Origin of the sequence: Nocardia higoensis, from assembly GCF_015477835.1 — a bacterium.
GTDB classification, from domain to species: domain Bacteria; phylum Actinomycetota; class Actinomycetes; order Mycobacteriales; family Mycobacteriaceae; genus Nocardia; species Nocardia higoensis_A.
This window is the reverse complement of sequence record NZ_JADLQN010000006.1, coordinates 17362-30860: the sequence shown is the minus strand read 5'-3', so window position 1 is coordinate 30860 and position 13499 is coordinate 17362. Positions and strand designations below refer to the sequence as shown.

At 70.9% G+C, this 13499-nt stretch carries 16 protein-coding genes; 6 read left to right on the top strand and 10 right to left on the bottom strand.

Going from position 1 to position 13499, the window contains the following annotated elements; genetic code table 11:
- Window positions 1–22 precede the first annotated feature (22 nt).
- The 3 genes from IU449_RS24140 (at window position 23) to IU449_RS24130 (ending at window position 1889) form a co-directional block, all read left to right on the top strand.
- A complete protein-coding gene (locus IU449_RS24140) occupies window positions 23–898 on the top strand; it encodes an oxidoreductase (RefSeq protein WP_195004446.1) in 876 nt (291 codons plus the stop codon).
- 62 nt (window positions 899–960) lie between these two features.
- The gene (locus IU449_RS24135) at window positions 961–1500 is read left to right on the top strand and encodes a transcriptional regulator (protein ID WP_324188411.1); all 540 of its coding nucleotides are present in this window, start codon (window positions 961–963) and stop codon (window positions 1498–1500) included.
- Between the two features lie 65 nt (window positions 1501–1565).
- Complete coding sequence (locus IU449_RS24130) at window positions 1566–1889, top strand: DUF3817 domain-containing protein (protein ID WP_195004620.1); 324 nt, start codon at window positions 1566–1568, stop codon at window positions 1887–1889.
- Window positions 1890–2085: 196 nt separating this feature from the next.
- On the opposite strand, the gene rdgB is transcribed toward IU449_RS24130, so the two are convergent.
- The 10 genes from rdgB to clpS all read right to left on the bottom strand — a co-directional run bounded on the left by rdgB (window position 2086) and on the right by clpS (window position 9192).
- A complete protein-coding gene (gene rdgB / locus IU449_RS24125; protein WP_195004444.1) occupies window positions 2086–2694 on the bottom strand; it encodes an RdgB/HAM1 family non-canonical purine NTP pyrophosphatase in 609 nt (202 codons plus the stop codon).
- Window positions 2694–3467, bottom strand: coding sequence for a ribonuclease PH (gene rph / locus IU449_RS24120; protein ID WP_195004443.1), 774 nt, complete (start codon window positions 3465–3467; stop codon window positions 2694–2696). Before rph ends, rdgB begins: the two co-directional genes overlap by 1 nt.
- 45 nt (window positions 3468–3512) lie before the next feature.
- Entirely contained in the window at window positions 3513–4277 is a 765-nt protein-coding gene (locus IU449_RS24115) for a cyclic nucleotide-degrading phosphodiesterase (RefSeq protein WP_195004619.1), read from the bottom strand.
- A gap of 192 nt (window positions 4278–4469) precedes the next feature.
- Entirely contained in the window at window positions 4470–5183 is a 714-nt protein-coding gene (locus IU449_RS24110) for a rhomboid family intramembrane serine protease (protein ID WP_195004442.1), read from the bottom strand.
- 90 nt (window positions 5184–5273) lie between these two features.
- Window positions 5274–6236 carry a PLP-dependent cysteine synthase family protein gene (locus tag IU449_RS24105; RefSeq protein ID WP_195004441.1) on the bottom strand — a complete coding sequence of 321 codons (963 nt, stop codon included), beginning with the start codon at window positions 6234–6236 and terminating at the stop codon, window positions 5274–5276.
- A gap of 6 nt (window positions 6237–6242) precedes the next feature.
- Window positions 6243–6530, bottom strand: coding sequence for a MoaD/ThiS family protein (locus IU449_RS24100; protein ID WP_195004440.1), 288 nt, complete (start codon window positions 6528–6530; stop codon window positions 6243–6245).
- A 42-nt stretch (window positions 6531–6572) separates the two neighbouring features.
- Window positions 6573–6995: a M67 family metallopeptidase gene (locus IU449_RS24095; RefSeq protein ID WP_324188409.1), complete on the bottom strand. Its 423-nt coding sequence runs from the start codon at window positions 6993–6995 to the stop codon at window positions 6573–6575.
- A 100-nt stretch (window positions 6996–7095) separates the two neighbouring features.
- Window positions 7096–8154 (bottom strand): P1 family peptidase, encoded by a 1059-nt coding sequence (locus IU449_RS24090; protein ID WP_195004439.1) that lies wholly within the window; start codon window positions 8152–8154, stop codon window positions 7096–7098.
- Window positions 8155–8218: 64 nt separating this feature from the next.
- Window positions 8219–8788 (bottom strand): DUF2017 domain-containing protein, encoded by a 570-nt coding sequence (locus IU449_RS24085; RefSeq protein ID WP_195004617.1) that lies wholly within the window; start codon window positions 8786–8788, stop codon window positions 8219–8221.
- 80 nt (window positions 8789–8868) lie between these two features.
- The gene (gene clpS, locus IU449_RS24080; protein WP_228805672.1) at window positions 8869–9192 is read right to left on the bottom strand and encodes an ATP-dependent Clp protease adapter ClpS; all 324 of its coding nucleotides are present in this window, start codon (window positions 9190–9192) and stop codon (window positions 8869–8871) included.
- A gap of 138 nt (window positions 9193–9330) precedes the next feature.
- On the opposite strand from clpS, the gene IU449_RS24075 reads away from it, so the two are divergent.
- The 3 genes from IU449_RS24075 (at window position 9331) to IU449_RS24065 (ending at window position 13438) form a co-directional block, all read left to right on the top strand.
- The gene (locus tag IU449_RS24075; RefSeq protein ID WP_195004437.1) at window positions 9331–10644 is read left to right on the top strand and encodes a nicotinate phosphoribosyltransferase; all 1314 of its coding nucleotides are present in this window, start codon (window positions 9331–9333) and stop codon (window positions 10642–10644) included.
- Between the two features lie 83 nt (window positions 10645–10727).
- On the top strand, window positions 10728–11300 hold the full coding sequence (locus IU449_RS24070) for an isochorismatase family protein (protein WP_195004436.1): 573 nt from the start codon (window positions 10728–10730) through the stop codon (window positions 11298–11300).
- A gap of 83 nt (window positions 11301–11383) precedes the next feature.
- The gene (locus tag IU449_RS24065) at window positions 11384–13438 is read left to right on the top strand and encodes an ATP-dependent DNA helicase (protein WP_324188408.1); all 2055 of its coding nucleotides are present in this window, start codon (window positions 11384–11386) and stop codon (window positions 13436–13438) included.
- The last annotated feature ends 61 nt before the right edge of the window (window positions 13439–13499 follow it).

Here is a 13499-nt window from a genome sequence, read left to right as displayed (position 1 = left end):
ACTTGGCAGTAAGGTTTCGCCCATGGCGTGGAACCCGACACAGATCCCCGATCAGAGCGGCCGGACGTTCGTGATCACCGGAGCCAACGGCGGCCTGGGAGCCGAGACGACCCGAGCGCTGGCAGCCAAGGGCGCGACCGTCCTGATGGCCTGCCGCAATGTCGCCAAGGCCGAGCCGGTGGCGGCCCGGATCCCCGGCGACGTGCGGGTGGTGCCCTTGGACCTGGCCGACCTGTCGTCGGTGCGCGCGTTCGCGGAGAAGACCGGTGAATTCGATGTGCTGGTCAACAACGCGGGCCTGATGTACATCCCGTTCAGCCGCACCGTCGACGGTTTCGAGACCCAGTTCGGCGTCAATCACCTCGGCCACTTCGCGCTCACCGGACTGCTGCTCGACCGAATCCGCGACCGGGTGGTCACGCTGTCGAGCATCGCGCATCGCCAGACCCCGAAACTGCGCGTCGACGACCTCAACTACGACCACCGCCGCTACTTCCGCAATCTCGCCTATTCCCAGTCCAAGCTCGCCAATCTGATGTTCGCGCGAGAACTTCAGCGCCGTCTCGCCGCGGCCGGATCGGCCGTGCGCTCCTACGCGGTCCACCCGGGCGTCTCGCCCACCGAACTGTTCGCCCGCACCGAGACCCCACTCGATGTCGTCTTGCGCCCGACCATGCGGATCGTCGGGCATTCCCCGGCCAAGGCGGCGCATTCGACCCTGTTCGCCGCGACGACACCCGATGCCGACCCGGAGACCTACTGGGGCCCCAACCGGCTGTTCGGCAGCCGGGGCCCGGTTGCGCCGTGCCCGTCGACCAGGCTGTCGAAGAACCGGGAACTACAGCTCGCGCTGTGGACCGAGTCCGAGCGCATGACCGGGGTCACCTACCGGTTCTGAGTGCGGTTTCCACGGGCGACCTGCTCCTACGGACCGCGTAGTAGACAGGTACCGTGGTAGACGTGTCCGCTCCCGCTCCCCGCTCGGCCTACCGCCGCCCGGCTCTGATCGCGCTGGTCGTGGTCGCCTTCGCGGCATGTCTGGCGCTGGCCTGGTGGCAGTGGGAGCGGTACGAATCGGCCGCCGGGACCGGGCAGAACCTCGGCTACGCACTCCAGTGGCCGCTGTTCGCCGGTTTCGTGGTGTTCGCCTACTACCGGTTCGTCCGCCTGGAACGCGAAGCCGAAGAGGCTTCGGCCGAGCCGGACACCGAGCAGCCGAGCCCCGCCCCCGCGAGTTCCACGGCGGCCGACCCCGGGACAGCACAGGCGCGCCGCGGTCGCGGACGGGACCTCCCGCGCAAGCGGGAACTCCCCCGCGAGATCCCGGCGGGCATCCTGCCCGAGCGACCCAAGGCAGCCCGCTCGGCCGACCCGGCGCTCGACGAATACAACCGATACCTGGCAGGACTGCATGCCGCCGACGTCGAGGACGCGATGCGCACCGCCCCTGCCCCGACCAGTGGCTCGAGCACAGGCACGAGCGAGAGGAGCGCTGGGTGAACGCCGGCGACAACGAGACCGTCTCCGTCGACGAACCGGCGACCCCGGCGCCCACGGCCGCCGCGGTGGACCCGGCCAAGCGGGCCAAGATCAAGGGCGCGCTGTTGCGCTACCGGGTGCTCGCCTGGTTCACCGGTCTGTGGCTGCTGCTGCTCACCGCCGAGATGATCGCCAAGTACGGTTTCGACGCGAACCCGCCGAGCTGGATCGCGATCGTGCACGGCTGGGTGTACTTCGTCTACCTGATCCTGACCGCCGACCTCGCGCAGAAGGTCCGCTGGCCGATCGGCCGGACCGTCGGCACTCTGCTGGCGGGCACCATCCCCCTGCTGTCGTTCGTCGTCGAACACAAGAACGCCACACAGGTCAAGCGCGACTTCGGCGTCTGACCTCTCCGCGTCGGCATCCACGCCCGTCACCGCGGTCCGGTCGCCCGCATCACGCTGGTGACCGCGCGCCGAGGCGACAGCCGATCGTGGAGGTCGGCCTGTCGGATGTCCGGCACGGCGGTCCGGCGGGGTCGTGAGCCGGCGATCGGGCAGTCCGGCCGCCGATCGGAGACGGGCGGCCCCGCGAGACCCGGGTCTACTCCGCGAGCGCGGCCAAGGCGGGAAGTAGTTGACGCAGGGCGCGGCCGCGATGTGAGGCCGCGTCCTTCTCGGCGGGAGTGAGCTGCGCGGCCGAGCCGGTGCCGCCCTCCGGCAGGAACAGCGGATCGTAGCCGAAACCGCCGTCGCCCACAGGCTTGCGGCCGATCACGCCCGGCCATTCGCCGCGCACCACGATCTCGTCCCCACCGGGCACCACCAGCGCGCAGGTGGAGACGAACCGCGCGCCACGCCGTTCGTCGGGGACATCGCCCATTTGCGCGAGCAGCAGCGCGTTGTTGGCCGCGTCGTCGCCGTGGGTACCCGACCAGCGGGCGGAGAGCACACCGGGCATGCCGTTGAGCGCGTCCACTTCCAGGCCGGAATCGTCGGCGACACAGGGCAATCCCGTGGCGGCGGCGCCGTCACGGGCCTTGGCCAGCGCGTTCTCCTCGAACGTCGCGCCGGTTTCGGGCGCTTCGTCGTAGGCGGGCACATCGTCGAGTCCGACGATCTCCACGCCCACCACCCCGGCGTCGGCCAGGATACGGCGCAGTTCGGTCAGCTTCTTGGCGTTACGGCTGGCGACCAGGACGCGCGCGCTCATCACTTCTTCTTCGACGGCTCGGCGGGCTCGGGCAGGGTGCCGGGGTACGGCAGCGCCAGCGCCTCCTTCTGCACCACGAACAGTTGCTCACAGCCCGCCAGCGCGGCATCGAGCATCTTGTCGAGAGTGGAGCGCGGGAAGGTGGCGCCTTCGCCGGTGCCCTGGATCTCCACCAGCGTGCCGGTGTCGGTCGCCACCACGTTCATGTCGACCTCGGCGCGCGAGTCCTCCTCGTAGGGCAGGTCCAGCCGGACCCGGCCGTCCACCACGCCCACGCTGACCGCGGCGATGGCGCACGAGATGGGCTGCGGGTCGGCCAGCGCGCCCGCCGCGCCCAGCCAGGTCACCGCATCCGCGAGCGCCACGTAGGCGCCGGTGATGGCGGCGGTCCTGGTGCCGCCGTCGGCCTGCAGCACGTCGCAGTCGATGGCGATGGTGTTCTCCCCGATCGCGGCCAGGTCGATGCAGGCGCGCAGCGAGCGCCCGACCAGCCTGCTGATCTCCTGGGTGCGGCCGCCGACCTTGCCCTTCACCGACTCACGACCGGCGCGGGTGTGGGTGGCGGCGGGCAACATCGCGTATTCGGCGGTGAGCCAGCCCAACCCGGAGTCGCGCCGCCACGGGGGGACCCCCTCGGTGACGCTGGCCGTGCACATCACTCTGGTCTGCCCGAACTCCACCAGCACCGAACCCGCTGGATGCGTGGTGAATCCCCGGGTGATCCTGACCTCGCGGAGCTCATCGTCCGCCCTGCCATCGGCTCGTCTCGACACGGGGCCAGCCTAGACGACAGCGCGGATCCGAATCCGAGGTGTCGCTCAGATCTCGAAGGTCTCGCCCGGGGCGACCGCGTGCACCGGACCGGTGAACTCGGCCTTCGCCTCGGCGATCACATCCTCACGGGAGGTCCACGGCGGGATGTGGGTGAGCAGCAACTCCTTGACCCCGGCGCGCGCGGCGATCTGCCCGGCCTCGGTGCCCGAAAGATGGATGCCCGGTGGGCGATTGGCGGGATCGTGGGTCCAGGAGGCCTCGGCCATCAGCACGTCCGCGCCTTGGGCCAGTTCCCGCACGGCATCGCACATGGCGGTGTCGCCGGTGTAGACGAACGTGCGCCCGGCCGCGGTGGCGATCCGCAGACCATAGGACTCCGGCGGATGGAACATCCGGCGCGCGGTGACGGTGTGACCCGCACCGAACTCGACGGTCTCGCCCTCCCGCCAGGCTCGGTGATCGATCACATCCGACCAGTCGTCGCATTCGCCGCCGACCTCGGCCGAGGCGTTGCCGATGCGCAGCGGCGCATCGGCGGGGCCGCGCACGATGGCGCGGCCGACCGGCGGACTCGGGTGATAGCGCCGCCACACCAGCAGACCGGGCAGGTCCAGGCAGTGGTCGGCGTGCAGGTGGGTCAGGAAGATGTCGGCCTCACCCGGGTCGACGTGACGCTGGAGCGCTCCGAGCACTCCCGGTCCGAAATCGATGACAACCGGGTTCATGTCCGGGCCGGTCAGCAGGTACCCCGACGCTGGGGAGTCCGGGCCGGACACGCTGCCCGAGCACCCGAGGACGGTAAGGCGCATGCCCTCATGCTGCCACGCCGAATCGCCGCTCACGAAACGATCCCCCGAATTCCCCGGCGGCCCAGCCGCGCGCGGTGCGACCCCGCCGGTTGCCGCTCGAACCTGCCACGAACCTCGTCGTCCATCTTCCGAGGGTACCCAGCCGCCGGTGCCGCCATGCGCGGGCGGCGAATCCCGGTGGCGCGCAAGCGCTCAGAACCGGGTGCGCGACGACGCTGGCTGCTCGGCCGCGCGTGCCCCGCGGTAGGGCGCCCACGCCGCGACCACGCCGCCGATCGCGCCGAAAAGGTGCCCCTGCCAAGAGATCCCGTCCTGACCTGGTAGCACACCCCACAGCAGCGAGCCGTAGAAGACGAGCACCGCCATGCCGAGCAGGATCTGCCAGGCACTGCGCGCGAACCACCCGCGCAGGATCAGGAAGGTGAGCCACCCGAAGACCAGCGCGGAGGCGCCGATATGGACGGTGCCCTCGCCTCCGGTCAGCCAGGTGCCCACGCCGGCGATCACCCAGATGATCGCGGTCGCCGCCAGTCCACGGCCGATGCCGGCGACCAGCACCAGGAAGCCGAGCACGAAGACCGGCACGGTATTGCTGATCAGGTGGTCCCATCCGTTGTGCAGCAGCGGCGCCCACAGGATCCCCCACAGCCCGTCGGCCTCACGCGGCTGGATGCCGGCCTGGTCGAGATTGCGGGGATCGACGGCGTCGTAGCCCTCGACCCCCCAGAGCACCAGCACGAAACCGGAGACCAGCGCGACGGCCTGTATCCCCACCTGCCGCACCGCCGCGAATCCGGAGGCGGGCGGTCGTGTCGATCCCGGCCGGCCCGGTCCTTGTCCTGGACGTGGCGGCGCGAACCGTTGCGGGTCGAACGACGGGCCGAAGCCCGAACCACCTCCGGACATGGCCGACCTCCTGGGCGCGCTGGCACATTCGATTCCTGCTTCGAGCCTACCGAAGCCCCACCCGGCCGACCGGGTTCGTCACGGCCCCGCTCAGGCCCAGAGCTGCCCGTCCAGCCTGCTCTCGGCTTCTTCCAGAGTGCCGTCGTAAGCGCCGGTCGACAGATACTTCCAGCCGCCGTCGGCCACCACGAACGCGATGTCGGCGCGCTTGCCCGCCTTCAGCGCCTTGCGCCCCACGCCGAGCGCGGCGTGCAGGATGGCCCCGGTGGAGATGCCCGCGAAGATCCCCTCCTCGGCGACGAGTTCGCGGGTGCGCTTGACCGCGTCGTAGGGACCGACCGAGAACCGCGAACTCAGCACGTTCTCGTCGTACAGCTCGGGGATGAAGCCCTCGTCGATGTTGCGCAGGCCGTAGACCAGTTCACCGTAGCGTGGCTCGGCGGCCACGATCTCGATGTCGGGCACCTTCTCGCGCAGGAACCGGCCGGTGCCCATGAGCGTGCCGGTGGTGCCGAGCCCGGCCACGAAATGGGTGATCTCCGGCAGGTCGGCGAGCAGTTCGGGGCCGGTGGTGTCGTAGTGCGCCTGCGCGTTGGCCGGATTGCCGTACTGGTAGAGCATCACCCAGTCCGGATTCTGCGCGGCGATCCGCTTGGCGACCGCCACCGCCTCGTTCGAACCGCCCGCCGCGGGCGAGTCGATGATGCGCGCGCCGTACATGGTCAGCAGCTGGCGTCGTTCCACCGAGGTGTTCTCCGGCATCACGCACACCAGTTGGTAGCCCTTGAGTTTCGCGGCCATCGCCAGCGAGATGCCGGTGTTGCCGCTGGTCGGTTCGAGGATGGTGCACCCCGGGCGCAGGGTGCCGTCGGCCTCGGCCTGCTCGATCATGCGCAGCGCGGGCCGGTCCTTGATCGAGCCGGTGGGGTTGCGGTCCTCGAGTTTCGCCCACAGCCGCACGTGCTGCTCGCCGTCCCACTGTGGGGACAGCGTTCGCAGGCCGACCAGCGGCGTGTTGCCGAGGGTCGCGATCAGCGATTCGTAGCGCGCCACGTCGGGTCAGCGATCGGTCGGGGCGCCACCGGCGACAGCGGGCAGGATGGTGACACTCGCGCCCTCGGGCACCTCGGCCTCGAGGCCCCCGGCGAAGCGGACGTCCTCGTCGTCGACGTAGATGTTGACGAAGCGGTTCAGTTTCCCGTCCTTGAGCAGGCGCTCCGCCAGCCCGGGATGGCTGGCGTCGAGGTCGGCGATGAGCGCGGAGAGGGTTTCGCCCTCGGCCTGCACCCGCTTCTCGCCGCCGGTGAGGCCGCGCATGATGGTCGGGATGGACACGGTTACCGACATGAAGACTCCTGATGTCGTTCGGGGGGAATTCTGCTGGGGCGGTCAGACGGTGTCGTAGGCGTCGACGACACGGACCGGCTCCTCGGTGACCACGCCGTCGAGTATCCGGTAGCTGCGCAGTTCGTACTCGTCGGGGTGGCGGGTGGAGATGAGCACGTAGTGGGCGTCGGGCTCGGCGGCGTAGGCGATGTCGGTGCGGCTCGGATAGGCCTCGGTGGCGGTGTGCGAGTGGTAGATGACGACCGGTTCCTCGTCGGCGTCGTCCATCGCCCGCCAGACCTTCAGCTGCTCGCCGGAGTCGAAGCGGTAGAAGGTGGGCGAGCGCTCGGCATTGACCATGGCGACGAAGCGCTCGGGGCGATCGGAGCCCTCTGGTCCGGCGATGATGCCGCAGGCCTCGTCCGGGTGATCGGCGCGGGCATGAGCCACCATCGCGTCCACCAATTCGGATGTGATCACCAGCACCTGTCTCACGCCTTCCGCACGCCTGCTCGGGTCACTGCCCTCAACCAGCCGGGACCGACGCGTATTCCCGCGGCGGCGCCGACGCGGCGAGCGGCTGGAGTCAGGCGGGGAAGAGGTCGCGGTAGGCGGGGATGCCCGCGACCGACGTCGCGCTGAGGACGGCATCGACGACGGCGCGTTCCACGCACACCGCGGCGGCCGTGCACAGGGCGTCGAGCACGAGCAGTTCGGGCGGGAACGCGGCGGGCAGCGTGGTGTCCGGGATCGGGACCGCGCCGGTCGCGACGGCGAAGAGGGTGTCGCCGTCGAGCGGGGAGTGCGCGGGCCGGATCGCGCGGGCGAGTCCGTCGTGGGCCGTGATGGCCAGCCGGCGGCAGGCGGTGGTGCCGAGCGCGGCATCGGTGGCGACGACCCCGATGGTCGTGTTGAGAACGGTGCCTTTGACCGGGAGAGCGTTGGCCGCGGCCAATCGTTCGGGTGCCGGTGGGCGCAGACCGAACCGTTGCGGCCCGTCGGTGCCCACACCCCACGGCAGTCCGGTGCGCGGATCGAACACCGAGCCGACCGGGTTCGCCACGACCAGCGCCGACACGGTGATGCCCGCGGCGGGGCCGTCGCCGAGCACGACGCTCGCCGTGCCGACGCCGCCCTTGATCGATCCCGCCCTGGCGCCGACGCCCGCGCCCACCGAGCCGCGGGCGACATCGACGGCGGCGTCCCGGGCGGCCCGATAGCCGAATTCGGCGGTCGGCCGGACACGCCAATCCCCCACCGGCAGATCGAAGATCACCGCGCCGGGCACGATCGGCACCACCCGGCTCGGGTCGGCCGGGTCCATCGGGATGCCCTCGCCGTTCTCCTCGAGCAGGCGCATCACCCCGTCGGCGGCGGCCAGTCCGTAGGCGCTGCCGCCGGTGAGCAGCACAGCGTCCACCCGCCTCACGGTGTCGGCCGGGTCGAGCAGATCGGTCTCTCTGGTGCCGGGACCGCCGCCGCGCACGTCGACCGCCGCGACCGCGCCGCCGGGAATGCGCACCACCGTGCAGCCGGTGGCCGCACCGGATCCGAGCGCGGCATCGGGATCGAGGACGTGGTGATGGCCGACCAGCAGACCGGCGACATCGGTGAGCGCGTCACGCGCGCCGGTGACCGCGGTCAACGACTCCTCCTCGGTTCCGGATCCTCGATTCCCGGATCCTCGGGGCGATGGCGGCCGGTGCGCCTCAGGGGGCGAGCGCTTGCAGCAGGCTGTCCTGCATCCAGGTCAGCCAGTGGTAGACGTCCAGGTGCGGAGCGCGCGGATCCGCCGGATCGAACTGCTCGGGGGTGTCGGCGTCGATGCCCAGGACCGTGCCGAGTGCCAGCCTGACGTCGGTGAGCGCGCTGAGCCAGGCGTCGGCCTGTTCGGGTGTCAGCACGATCTTGCCGCCGTGGGCGGGCACGGTGTCGAGCACGACCGCGCCCGCGGCCAGCTTGCTGTCGATGATCTCCGGCTCGTGCAGAGCGCGCAGGGCGCTGTTGAGTCCGGCCCGATCGGCGTCCGGCGAGCCGGGCTCGCTGCGATGGAACTCCGGCAGCAACCGGGCCAGACGCGGGTCGTCGGGGGGCGCGCTGTTTCCGGTGCGCATACCGGTAAGCGCGCTGAGCTCGTCCTCAGGGGCCGAGTGCGCCCGATCGGAGAGCAGGCCGGCGACCGCGCCCACCAGTGAGCGCAGCACTTCGGCCTCGTGGGGGTCCATCTCGGCGCGCAGCTTGAGCCCGCCCAGCGAGTTCTTCCTGGTCCACTTACGCACGGCTGTCCGTCCCATCACGCACGAGCGTCAGGGTAGTCGCGAGCTCTACTGTCTCGGCAACCTCGGTGGTCACGGCGAGCTCAGTTGTCACGCTGCATGGTGGCCCAGAGTCCGGCGGCGTGCAGACGGCGGACATCGTGCTCCATCTTGTCGCGGGAACCGCTGGAGACGACGGCTCTGCCTTCGTTGTGCACCTGCAGCATCAGCTCGGTCGCCTTGGCCTTGCTGTAGCCGAAGAGCTTCTGGAAGATGTAGGTCACGTAGTGCATGAGATTGACCGGGTCGTCCCATACGACAGTCACCCACGGGCGATCCTCGGCCTCCAGGATCTCGGTGTATTCCACCGCTTCCGGGGTCGCCTGTGCCGCCTGTGCCGCTGACAGGGTTGGCTGTGCCGCTGACATGATCGCCGGCGCCGGGTACGAATTGCACAAGCCCATGCCGTCAAGGGTACGACTCGCCGAGCGAACCTCAACACCCCGCCGGTCCCCGCCCGAACGCGAGCGGGACAGGACCGTGACCGCGCTGTCTACAGTGGCGGAGTGGACTCCCGTGGCCAGGCCGCGAGCACAGCGCTGCTCACCGATCAGTACGAACTCACCATGCTCGCCGCGGCCTTGGCCGACGGTTCGGCGCAGCGCCGCTGCGGATTCGAGGTCTTCGCCCGGCGCCTGCCGCACGGCCGCCGCTACGGCGTGGTCGCGGGGACCGGCAGACTGCTCGCCGCGCTGCGGCAGTTCCGCTTCGGCGAGGCCGAACTCGCCGTGGCCGCGCCGATACTCGACGAGCGAACCCTGGACTGGCTGCGCGACTACCGCTTCACCGGTGACATCGACGGCTACCCGGAGGGCGAGCTGTATTTTCCCGGCTCGCCGATCCTGTCGGTGCGCGGCAGCTTCGCCGAGTGCGTGCTGCTGGAGACGCTGATCCTGTCGATCGTCAATCACGACAGCGCGGTCGCCTCGGCCGCGGCCAGAATGGTCTCGGCGGCAGGTGGCAGGCGGCTGATCGAAATGGGTTCGCGGCGCACCCACGAGTGGGCAGCGCCGTCGGCGGCCCGCGCGGCGTACCTGGCCGGGTTCGACGCCACCTCGAATCTGGAGGCGGTGCGCCGCTTCGGCGTGCCGGGGGCGGGAACCAGCGCGCACGCCTTCACGTTGCTGCACAGCGGCCCCGACGGCGCGCACGAGGCCGCGGCGTTCCGCAGCCAGATCGCCGCGCTCGGGGTGGGCACCACCTTGCTGGTCGACACCTTCGACATCACCGAGGGGGTGGCCACCGCGGTCCGGGTGGCCGGGCCACAGCTGGGTGGGGTGCGCATCGACTCGGGAGATCTCGGTGTGCTGGCCGGTCAGGTGCGCGCTCAGCTCGACGCGCTCGGCGCGCGCGACACCCGCATCGTGGTCTCCGGCGATCTGGACGAATACGCGATCGCGGCGTTGCGGGCCGAGCCGGTGGACGCCTACGGGGTCGGTACCTCGCTGGTCACCGGTTCCGGCGCGCCGACCGCGGGCATGGTCTACAAACTCGTCGAGGTCGACGGTGTCCCGGTGGTCAAGCGCAGCAGTCACAAGCAGTCGCGCGGCAGCGTCAAACGGGCGCTGCGGCTGGCGAAGAGCTCCGGCACGATCGTCGAGGAAGTGGTCTTTCCGGCCGGCGCGCAGGTGCCCGGCACGGCGGAGTTCCAGGCGCGCGAGCTGCTCGTCCCGCTGGTGCGCGGCGGCGACGCGGTCCCCGGATTGCCCACCCTCGACGACAGCCGCGAGCTGGTGCGCCGCGGTCTGGTCAGCCTGCCCTGGGAGGGGCTCAAGCTCTCCGAGGGCGAACCCGCCATCCCGACGACCTTCGTCGGCTGACACACCGGCCGAGCAGGCAGGTAGCGATCGCGCGCCGCATCGACACCCGAGACGGCCCGCAGCGGCGCGGGTAATCTCGGATCATGAACCGGGCGCTCATCATCGTCGACGTGCAGAACGATTTCTGCGAGGGCGGCTCGCTCGCTGTCCCCGGTGGTGCGGCCGTGGCCGGGCGGATCACCGAACACCTCGCCGCGCACGCGTACGCCGCGGTCGTGGCCACCCGGGACCATCACATCGACCCGGGCGCGCACTTCTCCGATTCCCCCGACTACGCCGACAGCTGGCCGCCGCACTGCCTGGCCGGCACGCCGGGCGCGCAGTTCCACCCCGACCTGGACACCACCCCGGTCCAGGAGATCTTCTCCAAAGGGCAATTCGCCGCCGCCTATTCGGGTTTCGAAGGCGCGGCCGACGACGGGACCACGCTCACGGACTGGCTGCGCGTCCGGGACCTCGATGCCGTGGACGTGGTCGGCATCGCCACCGACCACTGCGTGCGGGCCACCGCGCTCGACGCGCGCTGCGCCGGGTTCCCGACCAGGGTGCTGCTCGGTCTCACCGCGGGCGTCGCCCAGGTGACGGTGGATCGCGCGCTGGCCGAATTGCACGCCGCCGGGGTCGAGCTGGAGGGCTCGGTGCCGGGCGGCCGTTAGGGGGCTGCGGCGGGAGAACAAGCCCGCTCGCCGGTGTCCGGCGAGACGCCGCCGGTGTCGGTGGCGGGCAGTAGGCTGCTCGCGTGCCCGAACTGCCTCCCACCTCGGAACTGCTGACCACCGCTGTGCGCGCGCTCGGGGGTAAGGAGCGTTCCGGGCAGATGACGATGGCCTCGGCCGTCGATCACGCCATCGACACCAAGCGGCATCTGGCGGTGCAGGCGGGCACCGGCACCGGAAAGTCGCTGGCCTACCTGGTGCCCAGCCTGCGCCACGCGGTGCGCACCGGCCGCACCGTGGTGGTCTCGACCGCGACGATCGCGCTGCAGCGTCAGCTGGTCGATCGCGACCTGCCGCGCCTGTCCGAGGCGCTGGCCGAGCCGCTCGGTCGCCCGGCACGTTTCGCGATCCTGAAGGGCCGCAACAATTACCTCTGCCTGAACAAGATCAACAGCGCGATCCCCGAGGAGCCCGCCGAGGCCGAACTCTTCGACGCCTTCGCGATCTCCCGGCTCGGCCGCGAGGTGCAGCGGCTCAACGACTGGGCCTCCGACACCGAGACCGGCGACCGCGACGATCTGGCCCCCGGTGTCAGCGATCGGGCGTGGCGGCAGGTCAGCGTGTCCTCACGGGAGTGCCTGGGCAAATCGCGCTGCCAGTTCGGCCAGGACTGCTACGCCGAGCGCGCCCGCGCCGAGAGCGCCCAGGCCGATGTGGTGGTGACCAATCACGCGCTGCTGGCCATCGACGCCATCAGCGGCATCCAGATCCTGCCCGAACACGATGTCGTGGTCATCGACGAGGCGCACGAACTGGTCGACCGGGTCACCGGTGTGGCCACCGCGGAACTGTCGGCGACGGGCATCGGCGCGGCCGCCCGCCGCTGCGCCAAGCTCATCGACGACCGCGAGGTCGACAGGCTGGAGGGCGCGGCGGAGGCCTGGCACGCCCTGCTCGACGAACTGCCGCCCGCCCGCTGGGACCGGCTGCCCGAGGGCGCGGCGCAGGCGCTCGCACTCGTCCGCGACGCGGCGTGGAACGCGCGCACCGAACTCGCCCCACCGGGCAGCACGCAGGCGCCGGGCGATCCGGACAGCGCCGCGGCCCGCACCCTCGCCGTCGCCGCGGTCGAAGAGGTGCACGACAGCGCGGTGCGTGCGCTGACCTCCTTCGACGAGCCCGACCCGGCCGCGCGCCGCGATGTCGTCTGGCTGTCCGCGGAGGAGTCCAAGACCGGCGTGGCGCGCAAGACGCTGCGGATGGCGCCGCTGTCGGTCGGCGGTCTGCTGCGCGCGCGGCTGTTCGGCGCCTCGACCGTGGTGCTGACCTCGGCGACCCTGCAGATCGGCGGCTCCTTCGACAGTCTGGCGGTCACTTGGGGTCTGCCCGCGCGATCCGGCGACAAGGTCGACCCGGCCACCGCCAACGGCGCGGCAGCCCCCTCGGATTCCGGGCCGGTCCACTGGGACGGCCTGGATGTCGGCTCGCCGTTCGACCACGCCAAGTCGGGCATCCTCTATGTCGCCAAGCATCTTCCGCCGCCGGGACGCGACGGCCTGCCGCCCGCCTATCTCGACGAGATCGAGCGGCTGATCGACGCCGCGGGCGGTCGCACGCTCGGGCTGTTCTCGTCGATGCGCGCCGCCAGAGCGGCCGCCGAGGCCATGCGGACGCGGCTGAGCACCCCGCTGCTGTGCCAGGGCGAGGATTCGACCGGCGCGCTGGTGCGCAAGTTCGCCGACGATCCGCAGACCTCGCTGTTCGGCACCCTGTCGCTGTGGCAGGGCGTCGATGTGCCCGGTCCGTCGCTGAGTCTGGTGATCCTGGACCGCATTCCGTTTCCCCGCCCGGACGATCCGCTGCTGGCCGCCCGGCAGCGCGCGGTCGAATCCCGCGGCGGCAACGGCTTTCTCGCGGTCGCGGCCAATCACGCGGCGCTGCTGCTCGCCCAGGGGACCGGCCGCCTGCTGCGCAGCGTCGACGACCGTGGCGTCATCGCGATCCTGGATTCCCGGCTGGCGACCGCGCGGTACGGCGGATATCTGCGAGCCACCCTGCCGCCGTACTGGGAAACCGCCGATCCCGAGGTCGCGGCAAAAGCGTTGCGGCGCCTGACAACCGAGAGCACAACCGTGTGATTCAAGACACAAACCGCTCATTATGTTTCTGCTCGGAACTACATTGAGCATCGGTACAGCG

What these genes read in the sequence shown, in the direction of transcription:
- IU449_RS24140 (WP_195004446.1), top strand. Translation starts at nt 23, where the DNA reads ATGGCGTGGAACCCGACACAGATCCCCGATCAGAGCGGCCGGACGTTC.
- rdgB (WP_195004444.1), bottom strand. Translation starts at nt 2,694, where the DNA reads ATGAGCGCGCGCGTCCTGGTCGCCAGCCGTAACGCCAAGAAGCTGACC.
- IU449_RS24115 (WP_195004619.1), bottom strand. Translation starts at nt 4,277, where the DNA reads ATGCGCCTTACCGTCCTCGGGTGCTCGGGCAGCGTGTCCGGCCCGGAC.
- IU449_RS24110 (WP_195004442.1), bottom strand. Translation starts at nt 5,183, where the DNA reads ATGTCCGGAGGTGGTTCGGGCTTCGGCCCGTCGTTCGACCCGCAACGG.
- IU449_RS24100 (WP_195004440.1), bottom strand. Translation starts at nt 6,530, where the DNA reads ATGTCGGTAACCGTGTCCATCCCGACCATCATGCGCGGCCTCACCGGC.
- clpS (WP_228805672.1), bottom strand. Translation starts at nt 9,192, where the DNA reads ATGTCAGCGGCACAGCCAACCCTGTCAGCGGCACAGGCGGCACAGGCG.
- IU449_RS24070 (WP_195004436.1), top strand. Translation starts at nt 10,728, where the DNA reads ATGAACCGGGCGCTCATCATCGTCGACGTGCAGAACGATTTCTGCGAG.